A 14,380-nucleotide genomic window follows, 5' to 3' on the forward strand; every position below is an offset into this window, starting at 1 on the left:
GGGCGGCGTGTGAAGTCCGCGCGATTGGAAGGCCAGCCGCGCGGCCGGCGCCATGCTACAAACCCTCAAGCACCCGGCGCCCGCTTCGGCGCCGCTTTTCTAGGGAGAAGCCCATGAGCGACAGCGTCTTCGACTTCCACGCCACCGCCATCCACGGCGAGCCCGCCGACCTCGCCACCCAGCGGGGCAAGGTGCTGCTCATCGTCAACACCGCCAGCGAATGCGGCTTCACGCCGCAGTTCAAGGGCCTGGAGCAGCTGTGGCAGGACTACGGCCCGCGCGGCCTCGTCGTCATCGGCTTCCCGAGCAACGAGTTCGGCGGCCAGGACCCGGGCAGCAACGACCAGATCGCGTCCTTCTGCGAGATGAACTACGGCGTCAGCTTCCCGATGATGGAGAAGGTCAAGGTCAACGGCGCCGAGGCCCACCCGCTGTGGCAGTTCCTGAAGCGCGAGAAGCCCGGCTTCCTTGGCACCGAGGCGATCAAGTGGAACTTCACGAAGTTCCTCGTCGGCCGCGACGGCCAGGTGCTCAAGCGCTACGCGCCCAACGACGCGCCGGAGAAGCTGCGCGGTGACATCGAGGCGGCGTTGAAGGCGGGTTGAGCGAGGCAGGCGGTGCTCTGGCCCTCGCCATCGCCACGCCCGCCGAGCGCCACTTGCGCAACGGCGATCCCATCGTTGTCGAGCGGGTGGGACATCGGCGTCGATTCCTGGCGTCGGCCTTCGTCGATCGCTACGTGACCCCGAACGCCTACTTCCATCTGGCCATGATCCATGCCCTGCTGCGGGCTTGCGGGGCGCGCGTCGGCAAGGCCGACTTCGAAGGCCCGCCGGTGTACACCGTCGATTGAGGGGCTGCTGACGGGCACGGCCGCTGGGTCGCCTGGCTCGGATAATCCCGGCTCTTCCAAGGAGCCCAGCCCCATGTTCCAGCACGTCGATGCCTACGCCGGCGACCCCATCCTGAGCCTCAACGAGGCGTTCCAGAAAGACCCGCGCGCCGGCAAGATCAACCTGTCCATCGGCATCTATTTCGACGACGACGGCCGCATCCCGATGCTGCCCTCGGTGCGCGCGGCCGAGCTGGCCGTCGTCGAGGCGGCCGGCGCGCGGCCCTACCTGCCGATGGAGGGCGCGGCCAACTTCCGCGGCGCCGTGCAGGCGCTGCTGTTCGGGGCCGCCCACCCGGCCCTCGCGGCCGGCCGCATCGCCACCATCCAGGGCGTCGGCTCCAGCGGCGGCCTCAAGGTTGGCGCGGACTTCCTGAAGCGCTACTTCCCCGACAGCAGGATCCACCTCTCCGACCCGACCTGGGACAACCACCGCGCGGTGTTCGAGGGCTCCGGCCATGTGTGCGAGAACTACCCGTACTACGACCCGGCCACCGGCGGCCTGCGCTTCGACGAGCTGCTGGCGCACTTCAGGCAGCTGCCCGCGCGCAGCATCGTCGTGCTGCACGCCTGCTGCCACAACCCGACCGGCGTGGACCTGACGCAGGACCAGTGGCGCGCGCTCGTGCCCGTCATCCGCGAGCGCGGCCTGCTGCCCTTCCTGGACCTGGCCTACCAGGGCTATGGCGACGGCCTGGAGGAAGACGCCTTCGCACCGCGCCTGCTGGCCGACGAGGGCCTGCCCTTCCTGATCGCCAACAGCTTCTCCAAGAGCATGAGCCTGTACGGCGAGCGCTGCGGCGCGCTCAGCGTGGTCTGCCCCGACGCCGCGCAGGCCGCGCTGGTGCTGGGCCAGCTGAAGTTCATGATCCGCCGCAACTACTCCAACCCGCCGCTGCACGGCGGCCAGGTCGTCGCCAAGGTGCTGACCGACCCGGCGCTGCGCGCGATGTGGGAGGCCGAGGTGGCCGGCATGCGCGGCCGCATCCAGGCGATGCGCCGGCAGTTGCACGACGTGCTCGCGGCCAAGCTGCCGGGCCGCGACTTCGGCTACTTCCTGACGCAGCGCGGCATGTTCAGCTACACCGGCCTGACGCCGGAGCAGGCCGAGCGGCTGAAGACCGACTTCGGCGTCTACATCCTGCGCTCCGGCCGCATGTGCGTGGCCGGGCTGAACACGCGCAACGTCGAGGCCACCGCCGAGGCGATGGCGGCCGTGCTCGCCTGAACCCATGGTTATGGCAGCCGCCGCCGCTTTCATTGGCAGCGGCTGACGCGCCTCTTTACCCTGCCCGGCAGCAACAAGAGCCAGGGACAGGATGAAGCATTGCGTGGTGATCGGCGGCGGCGTGGTGGGCCTCACCACCGCCTGGGCGCTGCTGGAGCGCGGCCATGCGGTGACGCTGGTCGAGCGCGGCGGCGCCGTGGCCCAGGGCGCGAGCCGGGCCAACGGCGGGCAGCTCAGCTACCGCTACGTGTCGCCGCTGGCCGATGCCGGCGTGCCGCAGAAGGCGCTGCGCTGGCTGCTCGACCCGGACGGCCCGCTGCGCTTCAAGCCCGAGGCGCGCTGGGCGCAGTGGTCCTGGCTGATCGCCTTCCTGCGCAACTGCCGCGGCCCGGTCAACCGGCGCGCCACCGAACGGCTGCTGGCGCTGGGCGCCTACAGCCAGGCCGCGTTCGCGCGGCTGCAGGCCGAGGCCGCGCTGGGCGACAGCATCGCGCTGCGCGCGCCGGGCAAGCTGGTCGTCTACCGCCAGCCGGCCGAGTTCGCCCGCGTGGCCGCGCGCGTCCGTGCGCAGGACGGCGGCGTCGAGCAGGCGCTGTCGCCGCGCGACTGCGTGGCCCTGGAGCCCGCGCTCGCCGACACCGAGGCCGCGCTGGCCGGCGGCATCTTCACGCCCGGCGAGGCGGTGGCCGACTGCCACGCCTTCTGCCAGGCGCTGTTCGCGCGGCTGCAGGCCCACCCCCGCTTCACCGGCCGGCTGGACGCCCAGGCCGACGGCTTCCTCGCCGGCCCGGGCGGCGCGGTGGCGGGCGTGCGCACTCCGGCGGGCGAGGTGCCGGCCGATGCCGTCGTGCTCGCCGCCGGCCTGCACAGCCGTGCGCTGGCGGCGGGCGTCGGCGTGGCGCTGCCGCTGTACCCGCTGAAGGGCTACAGCCTCACCGCGCCCATCGCCGGCGGCCACCGGCCGCCCGAGGTCAGCGTGACCGACTTCGAGAAGAAGATCCTCTACGCCCGGATCGGCAACGAACTGCGCGTGGCCGCGATGGTGGACCTGGTGGGCGACGACACCCGCCTGGACACCGGCCGGCTGGCCTCGCTGCAGCGCAGCGTGCGCGCCACCTTCCCGCACGCGGCGGACTACGACCGCGCCACGCCCTGGGCGGGCCTGCGCCCGGCCACGCCCGGCGGCGCGCCCATCCTCGGCGCCTGCGGCGTGCCGGGGCTGTGGCTGAACGTGGGCCATGGCGCGCTGGGCTTCACCTTCTCGTTCGCCACCGCCGACATCGTGGCCGAACTGGTGTCCGGCCGCGCCAGCCCCTTGCCGCTGGACGGCCTGAGCCTGTGACTGTGGCTGTGACGCCCGACGCGCTCGCCCAGGCCCTGCGCGCCGCCGTGCTGGCCCGGTGCTTCGAGGCGCTGCCGGACCCGCTGCAGGGCGGCGCGCCGCTGGGCTGGCACCCGAGCGTGGACCTGGCCGTCCTCGTGTTCCCGCGCGGCGGCGCGGCGCCGGTGGGCGCCAACGTGCTGTTCTCGCGCGAGCACCCGCAGGGCCTGGTGGCGCGCTTCGCCGACGGGCTCGGCGCCGTCGACAACATCGCCTTCGCCGCCGACGTGCGCGACGCCAACGGCGACTCCCACGCCTGGCTACCCGGCGCGGACTGGTCGCGCATCGCCTTCCCCGCGTGGTTCGGCCGGGGGCCGCGCTTCGTCGCGCCCTACCCGGCCTCGCTGCTGAAGATGATGGTGGCCGTGGGCGTGGGCCGGCTGGTGGACGACGGCCGCAGCGGCTGGGCCCTGCCGCTGGCCTGGGGTGGCCAGACCCGCCCGGTGGCGGACTGGCTCTACGACATGATCACCGTCAGCAGCAACGAGGCCACCTCGGCGCTGGTGGCCCACCTGCACGAGCGCGGCGCCCTCCGCCGGGAGGGCGGCCGCGAGGTGCGCAACGAGCTGCGCGAGTTGTTCGCGGCCCAGGGCCTGCCGGGCCTGGCCCTCGCCAACACCCGGCCGGACGGCGGCTGGGGCAACGCGGCCGGCTCCGGCGTGGGCCAGATCCAGATGACCGCGTGGGACGCGCTGCGCCTCATGTGGCGGCTGGACGCCGACGCGCCGCCGCCCGCGGCCGGCGCCGGCCAGCCGCCGGCCGCGCTGCTCAGCCCGGGCAGCCGCGCCGTCATCCGCCGCGCGCTGGACGAGCAGCGCCTGCACCACAACCTCAGCAGCGAGTCGCTGCGCGCGCTGCCGGGCTGGGTGCCGGGCATCCCGACGCCGCCCGCGCGCTTCGCGCACAAGACCGGCAACACGGAGAACTACGCCAGCGATGCCGGCATCGTCCACGACGGCCCGCTGCACTACCTGATCGCCGTGACCACCAGCATCGGCAGGCGCTACGCGCCGCATCCCGAGGCCGCCACCAGCTGGCAGCTGCCCGCGCTGGGCGGGGCGGTGCATGGGTGGTTGAAGGCGAACGGCTGAGTCGGCGGGCGTACATTGAAGGCATGGCGCCGACCATCGTTCGAGACGGGCAGTTCAGATTGTTCTTCTTCTCCCGGGAAGAGCCCCGTATCCATGTCCATGTCTCGCATCCGCATGGAGAAGCCAAGTTCTGGCTGACCCCGTCGGTACACTTGGCCGTGAACGTCGGTTTCTCGCCGGTCGAGATTCGTCAGGCCCACGCCGTCGTCCAAGCCCATATCCAGGAGATCGAAGATGCCTGGCATCGCCACTTCGGCCGTTGAGGTGACCCACGTTTCGACGCACGGCTTCTGGCTGCTGCTGGATGACGAAGAACTGGCCGTGCCTTTCAGCGAGTTCCCGTGGTTCAAGTCGGCAGCGATCGGGCAACTCGTCGCCGTGGAACGCCCGACGCCGGATCACCTGTACTGGCCGCTGCTCGACATCGACCTGTCGGTCGCGTCCATCCGCAAGCCGGCGGATTTCCCGCTGGTGTCGGTGATGGCCTCGCCGGCCGGGACGGCCTGACTCGCCTGCCGCCTGGCCGGCAACAAAAAAATAGCCCCGCCGGACGGGCGGGGCTGCAAAGGCCGGCGACCCCAGGGGTGGGCCGGCAGGGAGTCCGGTTTCAGAACATGCGGTACTCGACGCGCAGCGTGTAGGCGCGTCCGCGCGGGTCGGCCACGCGGGGCTCCCAGCTGGAGCCGGCGCCGGTGTTGGTGTCGTAGGTGACGCTGAACGGCGGGTCTTCGTTGAGCAGGTTCTTGATGCCGGCGGTGATGGTCATGTTCTTGAAGCCGGTGTAGGACAGGCTGGTGTTGATCACCGAGTACGCCGACACGCGCGGGTTCCAGTTTGCGGGCTTGATGCTGCCGTTGGCCACGCCGGGCAGCACGAAGTCCTGGTAGCCGGAGCGGTAGACGTTCTGCACCGTGGCGGCCCAGTTGCCTTGGGTGCGGGTCAGCGTGGCGGTGTGCTTCCAGCGGATGCCCAGGTCGCCCGAGCGGGTGAAGCGGCCCACTTCGCTGGCGCCCATCTGCGCGCTGGGCACCAGGCGCGACTTCTTGTCCAGCAGGTAGGACAGGTCGAACCCGGCCGTCCAGGCGGCACCGGCCGCGTTGAAGCCCCCCTTCAGGCCGAACTCCAGGCCCTTGGTGATGGTCTCGCCGGCATTCACCCAGCGGGTGTCGACGGCGGTGATGCGGCCGGCCGAGTCGCGGATGAAGTTGTCCTGGAAGTACTGGTAGTTCTCGGCCAGCGTGGTCAGGCCGAAGGACTGGATGGTGCCGGTGCGCTCGACCGACCACCAGTCCAGGTTGGCCACCAGATCCCTGTGCGGCTGGAAGACGATGCCGGCGCTGTACATCTTGGCTTCTTCCGGGCCGAGCGTGGACTTGCCGCCGAAGCGGGTGACGAAGTCGCGCACGCTCTCGCAGCCCGGCGCCGAGGACACGGTGCGGGTGGGGCAGGTGGCCGGGTCGGTGAAGTCGTTGCCGACGAACTGGCCCTCCGTCACCGGGTCGAACATCTGCTTGAACGTCGGCACGCGGAAGCCGGTGCTGTACGCGCCGCGGATCAGCACCTGCTCGACGGGGTTGTAGCGCAGCGAGACCTTGGGGTTGGTGCTGGCGCCGAAGCCGGTGTACTCGTCGCGGCGGATGGCGCCGGTGAGCTCCAGGTTCTTCATGATCGGCACGGCCACTTCCGCGAACACGGCCTTGATGGTGCGCTTGAGCGTGCCGGCCGTGGCCAGCGCGTTGTCGAACGGCACGTTGAAGATCATCGCGTCGACCGTGTTCGCGTCAGGGCGCTGGTCGCCGTCGAACCTGTACTTCTCGGTGCGCGAGTCCACGCCGAAGGCGGCCATCACCTGGCCGGCCGGCAGCTTGAACAGCGGGCCGGACACGGTGGCGTCCGCCTGCTGCATCGTGAACTTGCCGCCGTACAGCGTCACGCCCTCGGCCGAGATGGCATCCAGCGCGGACATCGCCTCGGGCGTCTGCGTCAGCGAGAACGGGTTCAGCACGCCGGTGTTGATGAGGTTGGCGAACGGCTTCCAGTAGTGGTAGCCGGTGCCCACGGTGGACGTGCCCTTGCTCTCGGCGCGCGAGAAGCCGACGCGGTAGTCCCAGTCGGTCAGGAAGGGCAGGGGGCCATCGGCGCCGATCAGGTAGCGGGCCGTGTCGGCGGTGGTGTCGATCGAGCGGTTGCCGCAGGGCATGCAGCGCCAGCGGAACGCCATGCCCAGGCCGCGGTTGCCGGCCAGCTCGGGGAAGGCGCTGGCGAGCGCGTCGAAGATCTCGTCGTAGCTGGCGCCGGTGCTGGGGTAGCGCAGGTCGCGGAAGGGGCTGGGCACGGTGGTGCCGTTGGGCAGCGTGGTGTTGGCGGTGCCGGTGCCGCTGGTGATCTGGTTGGCCGAGAAGCTCTTGGTGGACTCGGCGCGGCCCAGCACGGCTTCGCCGAACACCTGGTGGTTGCCCAGCTTGAAGGTCATGCGGCTGACCAGGTTGGTGTTCTTGATGGGCTGCTGGATGACGGCGGCGCGGCCGGTGTCCCAGGCGCAGCCGTACTTCGAGGACGCGGTGGCCCACAGCATTTCCTGGTACGGGCTCGTGCCGTCCACCGACTCGCAGCCGGCGCCGCCGGGCAGATCCAGCACGTTGATGCCGTTCACGCGCAGCGCCGGGTTGGCGAAGTCCACCGGGCCGGCGGTGTTGTTGCGCGTGCCGTTGGGCATGGTCACCGTCAGCGCGTTCTCGCGCGTGCCGGCCGTGGCGAACACCGTGGCGATCGGCGTACCGCGCGTGTCCGGCGCCAGGCCGCGGTCGGGTTGGTAGGTGTTGACGAAGCTGCGCTGGTCGCCGCGCAGCACCTTGTTGTCGCGCACCGACAGCGAGGCCAGGAAGTTGAAGCCCTGGGTTTCCAGGTTGCCGAAGCCGGCCGTCACCGACGCGCCGTAGATTTCGCCACCCTTCTGGCCCGGCACGTCGGCCAGCGCGTTGATGGTCACGCCGCTGTAGTTCTGGCGCAGGATGAAGTTGATGACGCCGCCGATCGCGTCGGTGCCGTAGATGGCGGACGCGCCGTCCTTCAGGACTTCCACGCGCTCGATGGCGGCGAACGGGATCTGGTTCAGGTCCACCGTGCCGCCGTTCAGGCCGTGGGCGGCGACGCGGCGGCCGTTCAGCAGGATCAGCGTGGCGTTGCTGCCCTGGCCGCGCAGGTTGGCGCTGGAGGCGCCGTTGTTGCCGCGCGAGGCGCCGTCCACCACGTCGGCATTGCCGGCCAGGTTGTCCAGGCCGTTGCCGTTGATGTTGAGGTCCATGATCAGCTGCTCGGTCGAGGCGATGCCGGCTCGGTCCATGTCGCGGCGGCTGATGACCTGCACGGGCAGCGCGCCCTCGTCGCGGATGCGCTTGATGCTGGAGCCCGTCACCTCGACGCGCTCCAGCCGCTTGCCGTCTTCCTGGGCGAATGCGGCGCTGGCGTGAGCCGCGAGGCCGAGGACGGCGAGTTGGGCAACCAGGCGATTCAGCTTCATCACAACGACTCCTGCATGTGGTGGGATTGGCGCCGATGTTGGCGCCCGCCCACGAAGCCGCCCAGGGGGCCGCACCCGAGGTGTTGCGCGTTTCCCGATGAATGCTTGTCAGCGCCGCATAACCTGCGGGAATGCATGGGCGCGCGAAAGCGCGTCCGCGGTGCGCGGCGGCCCTCTACAGTGCGGCGCCATCCCGTTTCAGGAGTTGCCGATGCGACTGATCACCGAGGCCGACGTCGCGGCCCAGCTCGACCCGGACGCCGCCGTCGCCGCGCTGCGCGCCGCCTTCGCCCAGCACGGCCGCGGCCAGGCCCAGGTGCTGGCCCGCCACCGCGCCACCGCCACGCAGGACGGCGCGGCGCTGGCGATCAGCGCGATGGGCGCGATCCTCGACGCCGATGGCGACCTGCCCGCCGTGCTCGGCACCAAGGTCTACTCGGCGCGCAACGGCAGGTACAACTTCCTCGTCAGCCTGTTCTCGGCCGCCACCGGCGAGGCGCTGGCGACGCTGGAGGCCAACGAGTTCACGCGGCTGCGCACCGCCGCCGCCACCGCCGTGGCCTGCGAGCTGCTGGCGCCGCCGGACGCGAAGACGCTGGCCGTGTTCGGCGCCGGCATCCAGGGCCGCGCGCATGCCGAGGAGCTGGCGCGCGTGCGCCGCTTCGAGCGCGTGCTCGTCTGCGCCCGCTCCGGCGCCGAGGCGTTCGCGGCCGGGCTGCAGGCCTCGCTGGGCCTGCCGGTGCAGGCGGTCGATGCGGCCACGGCGGCGGCGCAGGCCGACGTGATCGCCACCGCCACGCGCTCGGCCACGCCGCTGTTCGACGGCGCGCTCGTCAAGCCCGGCGCCTTCGTGGCCGCCGTGGGTTCGAGCACGAAGGCGGCGCGCGAGCTGGACGACGCGCTGCTGGGCCGCGCGGCGCTGGTGGCCGTGGAATGGCGGGCCGCCGCGCAGCAGGAAGCCGGCGACATCGTGCTGGCCGCGCCCGGCGTCATCGCGCCGGAACGGCTGGTGGAGCTGGGCGAGCTGATCGTCCGCCCGCGGCCGCGCGCGGCGCAGGACGTCGTCGTCTACAAGAGCGTGGGCATCGGCCTGGAGGACGTGGCGCTGGCCCGGTGGGTGGCCCGCCGCGTGGGGGCGCTGTGAGGCGCGCCGCGCCGCTGCTGCTGGCCGCCGCGCTGGCGCTGGCCGGCTGCGCGACCCGCACCGGGCCGGATGCGGGCCAGGCCGTTCAGGCCGCGCTCGCCGCCGCCGGCCTGCCGGACGAGAGCCTGGGCTTCGTGCTGCAGCCGCTGGACGGCTCGCGCCCCGCGCTGGCACGCCGGGCGGGCGACGCGATGGCGCCGGCCTCGACGATGAAGCTGGTCACGGCCACCGTGGCGCTGGAGCGGCTCGGCATCAACCATCGCGGCCGCACGGAGCTGCTGGCGGCGTCGGCCCCGGTCGGCGGCGTGATCGACGGCCCGCTGATCCTGCGCGGCGGCGCCGACCCCGACCTCGACTGGCCGGCGCTATGGTGGCTGCTGCGCCAGCTGCGTGAAAGCGGCGTGCGCGAGGTGCGCGGCGGCCTGGTCATCGACCGCACGCTGTTCCACCCCGCGCGCATCGACCTGGGGCTGCCGCCCTTCGACGAGGCGCCCGAGTTTGGCTACAACGTCATCCCCGACGCGCTGCACCTCAACGGCAGCCTGCTCGACATCGAGCTGCAGTCCACGCCCGCCGGCCTCACGGCGCGCAGCCTGCCCGCGCTGCCCGGCCTGGCGCTGGACGCGGGCGCGATGGCCGTCTCCCCCCGCGCCTGCAAGGACTGGGACGAGGACTGGCGGCCCGCGCTGCGCGAGCCCGCCGGAGACGGCGGCCTGGTGCTGAAGCTGCAGGGTGCCTTCCCCGCCGGCTGCCGCCAGCGCGCCGCGCTGCAGCTGGTGGACCGGCAGTGGCTGGCCGCGCGCATGGTGCGCCAGCTGTGGGCCGAGCTGGGCGGCACGATGGCGGCGGGCGACGCGGAAGCCGCCGCGCCCGCCGGGGCCGTGGTGCTGGCCGCGCACCGGGGCCGGCCGCTGGCCGAGGTGCTGCGCGGCGTGATGAAGAGCAGCGACAACGCGCTGTCCCGCCTCATCTACCTGCAGCTGGGCGCGCAGGCCGCGCAGCCGGGCGAGGCCACGCTGGCCGCGTCGGAGCGCGTGGTGCGCGCGTGGTTCGCCGCGCATGGCCTGGACGACCGCGGCCTGGTGCTGGACAACGGCTCGGGCCTGTCGCGCCGCGAGCGCATCAGCCCGGCGCAGCTGGCCGCGCTGCTGCGCGCCGGCCAGGCGGGCGCGCAGGCGCCGGAGCTGCTGGCCGCGCTGCCGATGGCGGGCCTGGACGGCACGCTGTCGCGCCGCCTGAAGGACGGCCCCGCGGCCGGCCGGGCGCGGCTCAAGACCGGCACGCTGCGCGACGCGGTGGGCCTGGCCGGCTTCGTGCCGGACGCGGCCGGCCGGCCCTGGGTGTTCGTCGCGCTGCTCAACCACCCCGAGGCCGCGCGCAAGGGGCGGCCGGTGCTGGATGCGCTGGTGAACTGGGTGGCGGCGCAGCGGTAGCCGGCTTGACGATGTGCATGAATATGCACACACTGCGGCCATGCGCTACAGCTTCGACCCGGGCAAGCGGGCGACCAACCTGACGAAGCACGGCCTGGATCTGGCCGAGGCGCCACAGGTGATCGAGTCCGGGCAGACGGTGACTTTCGAAGACCGCCGCTTCGATTACGGCGAAGAGCGTTTCGTCACGCTCGGGCCGTTGGCGGGCATGCTGGTCGTGGTTGTCACCGCCGAGACCGAGGATCACATCCGCATCATCTCGATGCGCAAGGCAGACCGACATGAGCAAGCCCTCTACCGCGACCACCTCCACTGAACCCGGCGATGCGCCGCTGCGCAAGGCAGACCTTGCGGCCGGCCAGCTGGTGCTGCGCAAGCGCGGCGCGGGCGGTGCGGTGCTGCCCAACAAGCAGCGCGTGAATCTTTTCCTGGACGGTGCCGTCGTCGAGCACTTCAAGGCCAAGGCGGGCGCGCGCGGCTACCAGACCCTGATCAACGAGGCGTTGAAGCAGGCGATCCAGGCCGAGACGCTGGAAGGCGTCGTGCGCAAGGCCATCCGGGAAGAGCTGCGCCGCGCCTGAATCAGGTCACCGCGGGCGCCAGCAGCCGGATCGTCCCGGTCTGCGCGTCCATCTCCGCCAGCGCGCCCACCGGCACCGTCATCTTGCGCCGGATGTGGCCGATGGCCGCACCGCGGAACACGGGCACGCCCAGCGGCAGGAAGTAGTCGTCGAACACCTCGTCCAGCGTCAGGCTGCCGTAGCCCTCGCCGGGCTCGCATTTCGTGAAGCGGCCCAGCACCACGCCGGCGAGCTGGTCCAGCGCGCCGGCCAGGCGCAGCGTGGAGAGGCAGCGGTCGATGCGGTAGATGTACTCGTTGACGTCCTCCAGGAACAGCAGCGCGCCGCGGCAGTCCGGGAAGTAGGGCGTGCCGGCCAGCGAGGCCAGCACCGTCAGGTTGCCTCCGACCAGCCGCCCCTGCGCCCGGCCCGGGCGGATCGTGGCGATGCGCTCCTCGCGGGCGACCAGGTCGTCGGCCGGCCTGACGGCCGGGTTGCGCAGCACGGCGGCCTCGGCGTTCATCACGACGGCCTTGAAGCCCTGCACCGAGTAGTCGTTCCATTCCGACGCGGCCACCGGGCTGTGGAAGGTCACGAGCCCGGTGCGGCGGTGGATGGCGTTGACCAGGCTGGTCAGGTCGCTGAAGCCGCCGAAGAACTTCGGCGTGCGGCGGATGAGGTCGTAGTCCAGCTTGTCGACGATGCGGTTGCAGCCGGAGCCGCCGGTCATCGCGAGGATGCCGGCCACCGAGTCGTCGGCGAACATCGCGTTCAGGTCGGCGGCGCGCTGCTCGTCGGTGCCGGCGAACGGGCCGCGGCGCGCGGCGACGAACGCGCCCGGCTTGACCTTGAAGCCCAGCGCCTGCAGCGATTCGATGGCCATCCGCAGCGGCTCGCGCTCGAAGGTGGCGTTGGCCGGGCTGACCAGGCCGAGGGTGTCGCCCGGGCGCAGGCGCGGCGCGCGCAGCGGCGCGGTGGCGGCCGACGGGGTGGCCTGGGCCGCCGCGGCCGGCAGGGCGGTGGCGGCGAGTTGCAGCAGTCGGCGTCGGGAGGCGGGCATGGCAGGCGGCTCGGTGGCGGAAGGCGCCGATTTTCCGCAGGCCGGCGGGCGCATGCATTCCAATCCGTGCATGAACGACAACCTGACCGCATTGCCGGTCCTGCCCACGCTCCGCGCCGGCCGCTACCGCCACTACAAGGGCGGCAAGTACGAGGTGCTCGCCGTCGCCCGCCACAGCGAGACGCTGGAGGCGCTGGTGGTCTACCGGCCGCTGGCGGGCGACGGCGGCTGGTGGGTGCGGCCTTATCCGATGTTCGTCGAGCAGGTCGTCATCGACGGCGTGGCGCGGCCGCGCTTCGCATGGCTTGGGCCGGCGCCCGGCCCCGCTCCTTGAGCTGGTGGATCGTGCGGATCATCACTTCGGCTCGCCGCTTCATCGCCTCGGCTTCTGCGGGGTCGAAGCCGAGGTCGATGAAGACATTGCCGCTGCCTTCGGTCAGGGTGAGGATGCCCTCGTCCATGGCTCACAGCACCCGCGGCAGGTCCCGCCGGACCGCCACGCGGTCGCCGAAGTCGAAGTGCCACCACTCGGTGCTGATGCCGTGGAAGCCGGCCTCGCGCATGGCCGCGCGCAGCCAGCCGCGTTCGATGAGGTGCGGCGCCGTCAGCGCGCCCAGCGCCAGGTGCTCGGCCTCGTGGTCGGGGTGGGAGGCCAGCGTCATCTCGTCGAAGCCGGAGCCCATGTCCACCTCGCGGCCCTGCGGGTCCAGCAGGGTCAGGTCCACGGCCATGCCGAAGCTGTGGATGGAGCCGCGCTCCGGCGGCGCGAGGTACATCGTCAGCGAGGTGCCCTGCAGCGCGTCCCACAGGCGCTGCTGGACGCGCTGCGGGCGCAGCGCGTCCAGCACCAGCAGCCGGTAGCCGGGGCGGCGCCGGTGCAGCCAGGCGGCGGCGCGCTCCAGCGCGTCGGCGGCCTCGCGGCGCAGCCAGGCGCAGTCGATGCCGTCGTAGACGGCGTGGCCGACGAAGTTGTCGGGCGTGGCGTAGCGCAGGTCCACGGCGATGCCGTGGCGCAGGCCGGCCAGGGGCCGGAAGTCCGGGTGCGCGGCGATGTCCTCGATGCGGATCACGGCAACCCCGCGAGGTGGGCCGACGCGGCGGCGCTGATGAACTTGACCAGGCGGCGCGAGGCCTGGCCCAGCGGCGCGCTGGCGGCGCTGAGCAGGTAGAGGTTGACCGGCACCGCGGGGTTCAGCGCCCGCACCCGCACCTTGGCGGGGTCGGCGCTGGCGGCGGTGAAGGGGTCCACCAGCGTCATGCCCACGCCGGCCTCCACCAGCGCGCGGGCGAGCTGGTAGGTCTGCACGGTGATGCGGCTGGACAGCGGCTGGCCCAGCGCCTCGCCGGCGTGGTGCAGCAGGCCGGCGAGCGGGTCGTCGCTGTGCAGGCCGACGATCTCGGTGCGGATGTCGGCCAGGCCCAGCGGGCCGTCGCCCTCGGCCTCGGGGCCGCCCAGCGGGCACAGCGCCACCATGGGGCCGCTGGCCAGGGTCTCGGCCTTGATGCCGGGGTGGCGCGGGTCCTGCAGCGACAGCGCCAGGTCGGCCTCGCCCAGCAGCAGCGCCGAGACGATTTCGCGCGTGTGGTGCGTGGCCAGCGAGCAGCTGGCGTTGGGGAAGGCCTTGCACCACGGCGTCATCGCCGCCGGCACGATGGACAGCGCCAGCGCGGGCGTGGCCACCAGTCGCACCTGCTCGCTCTCGCCGCTCTTCAGGTTGGCGGCCAGGCGGCGGATGCCGACGAGGTCGCGGTTGAGCTTGTCGATCTCGACGAACAGGCGCTGCGCCTCGGGCGTCGGGTAGAGCTTGCCGCGCACGCGGTCGAACAGCGCCATGCCGAGCTGCAGCTCGCAGTGCTGCAGCACCTTGGTGACGGCCGGCTGCGAGATGTGCAGCAGCTGCGCGGCGCCGCTGATGGTGCCGGCCTGCATGATGGCGTGGAAGACCTCGATGTGGCGCAGTCTCATGGTGCCCCCGGCCCAGCGAGTACGCTGGTCCGCCCCCCGAGGAGCCCGGCCGACGGCCGTGAGGGCCGGCTTGGGACGGCCCGGTGCTCGGCCCAGGAATTCACG

Annotated in this window: 16 protein-coding genes; 12 read left to right on the plus strand and 4 right to left on the minus strand. The window is 72.4% G+C overall.

Annotated elements, in window-relative coordinates; translation table 11 throughout:
- The first annotated feature begins 113 nt into the window (after positions 1-113).
- The 7 genes from QM788_RS07885 (at position 114) to QM788_RS07915 (ending at position 5,099) form a co-directional block, all read left to right on the plus strand.
- A complete protein-coding gene (locus tag QM788_RS07885) occupies positions 114-605 on the plus strand; it encodes a glutathione peroxidase (RefSeq protein WP_415660935.1) in 492 nt (163 codons plus the stop codon).
- Positions 602-853, plus strand: a complete 252-nt coding sequence (locus tag QM788_RS07890; RefSeq protein ID WP_415660936.1) for a DUF1993 family protein — start codon at positions 602-604, stop codon at positions 851-853. The genes QM788_RS07885 and QM788_RS07890 overlap by 4 nt, the downstream gene beginning before the upstream one ends.
- A gap of 73 nt (positions 854-926) precedes the next feature.
- On the plus strand, positions 927-2,120 hold the full coding sequence (locus tag QM788_RS07895) for an aromatic amino acid transaminase (protein WP_415660937.1): 1,194 nt from the start codon (positions 927-929) through the stop codon (positions 2,118-2,120).
- Between the two features lie 91 nt (positions 2,121-2,211).
- Positions 2,212-3,462 carry a D-amino acid dehydrogenase gene (locus QM788_RS07900; protein WP_415660938.1) on the plus strand — a complete coding sequence of 417 codons (1,251 nt, stop codon included), beginning with the start codon at positions 2,212-2,214 and terminating at the stop codon, positions 3,460-3,462.
- A gap of 8 nt (positions 3,463-3,470) precedes the next feature.
- Positions 3,471-4,592: a serine hydrolase gene (locus QM788_RS07905; RefSeq protein WP_415660939.1), complete on the plus strand. Its 1,122-nt coding sequence runs from the start codon at positions 3,471-3,473 to the stop codon at positions 4,590-4,592.
- Positions 4,593-4,615: 23 nt separating this feature from the next.
- Positions 4,616-4,855, plus strand: a complete 240-nt coding sequence (locus tag QM788_RS07910; protein ID WP_415660940.1) for a DUF4160 domain-containing protein — start codon at positions 4,616-4,618, stop codon at positions 4,853-4,855.
- Complete coding sequence (locus QM788_RS07915) at positions 4,827-5,099, plus strand: DUF2442 domain-containing protein (protein ID WP_415660941.1); 273 nt, start codon at positions 4,827-4,829, stop codon at positions 5,097-5,099. The genes QM788_RS07910 and QM788_RS07915 overlap by 29 nt, the downstream gene beginning before the upstream one ends.
- A gap of 100 nt (positions 5,100-5,199) precedes the next feature.
- On the opposite strand, the gene QM788_RS07920 is transcribed toward QM788_RS07915, so the two are convergent.
- Positions 5,200-8,112 carry a TonB-dependent receptor plug domain-containing protein gene (locus QM788_RS07920; RefSeq protein ID WP_415660942.1) on the minus strand — a complete coding sequence of 971 codons (2,913 nt, stop codon included), beginning with the start codon at positions 8,110-8,112 and terminating at the stop codon, positions 5,200-5,202.
- Positions 8,113-8,323: 211 nt separating this feature from the next.
- On the opposite strand from QM788_RS07920, the gene QM788_RS07925 reads away from it, so the two are divergent.
- Genes QM788_RS07925 through QM788_RS07940 form a run of 4 tightly spaced genes read left to right on the plus strand, consistent with a single transcriptional unit; the run spans position 8,324 to position 11,270 of the window.
- The gene (locus QM788_RS07925; protein ID WP_415660943.1) at positions 8,324-9,256 is read left to right on the plus strand and encodes an ornithine cyclodeaminase family protein; all 933 of its coding nucleotides are present in this window, start codon (positions 8,324-8,326) and stop codon (positions 9,254-9,256) included.
- Positions 9,253-10,689, plus strand: coding sequence for a D-alanyl-D-alanine carboxypeptidase/D-alanyl-D-alanine-endopeptidase (dacB, locus tag QM788_RS07930; protein WP_415660944.1), 1,437 nt, complete (start codon positions 9,253-9,255; stop codon positions 10,687-10,689). The genes QM788_RS07925 and dacB overlap by 4 nt, the downstream gene beginning before the upstream one ends.
- A gap of 40 nt (positions 10,690-10,729) precedes the next feature.
- A complete protein-coding gene (locus QM788_RS07935; protein WP_415660945.1) occupies positions 10,730-11,005 on the plus strand; it encodes a BrnT family toxin in 276 nt (91 codons plus the stop codon).
- The gene (locus QM788_RS07940; RefSeq protein ID WP_415660946.1) at positions 10,971-11,270 is read left to right on the plus strand and encodes a BrnA antitoxin family protein; all 300 of its coding nucleotides are present in this window, start codon (positions 10,971-10,973) and stop codon (positions 11,268-11,270) included. Before QM788_RS07935 ends, QM788_RS07940 begins: the two co-directional genes overlap by 35 nt.
- A 1-nt stretch (position 11,271) precedes the next feature.
- On the opposite strand, the gene QM788_RS07945 is transcribed toward QM788_RS07940, so the two are convergent.
- Positions 11,272-12,309, minus strand: coding sequence for a S66 peptidase family protein (locus tag QM788_RS07945; RefSeq protein WP_415660947.1), 1,038 nt, complete (start codon positions 12,307-12,309; stop codon positions 11,272-11,274).
- A 70-nt stretch (positions 12,310-12,379) separates the two neighbouring features.
- On the opposite strand from QM788_RS07945, the gene QM788_RS07950 reads away from it, so the two are divergent.
- Positions 12,380-12,643, plus strand: a complete 264-nt coding sequence (locus QM788_RS07950; protein WP_415660948.1) for a DUF1653 domain-containing protein — start codon at positions 12,380-12,382, stop codon at positions 12,641-12,643.
- 130 nt (positions 12,644-12,773) lie between these two features.
- On the opposite strand, the gene QM788_RS07955 is transcribed toward QM788_RS07950, so the two are convergent.
- Both QM788_RS07955 and QM788_RS07960 read right to left on the minus strand, forming a co-directional pair.
- Positions 12,774-13,379, minus strand: a complete 606-nt coding sequence (locus QM788_RS07955; protein ID WP_415660949.1) for a M15 family metallopeptidase — start codon at positions 13,377-13,379, stop codon at positions 12,774-12,776.
- Positions 13,376-14,275 carry a LysR family transcriptional regulator gene (locus QM788_RS07960; protein WP_415660950.1) on the minus strand — a complete coding sequence of 300 codons (900 nt, stop codon included), beginning with the start codon at positions 14,273-14,275 and terminating at the stop codon, positions 13,376-13,378. Before QM788_RS07960 ends, QM788_RS07955 begins: the two co-directional genes overlap by 4 nt.
- Positions 14,276-14,380 lie beyond the last annotated feature (105 nt).

Source organism: Roseateles sp., from assembly GCF_047654785.1.
GTDB lineage: Bacteria > Pseudomonadota > Gammaproteobacteria > Burkholderiales > Burkholderiaceae_C > Pelomonas.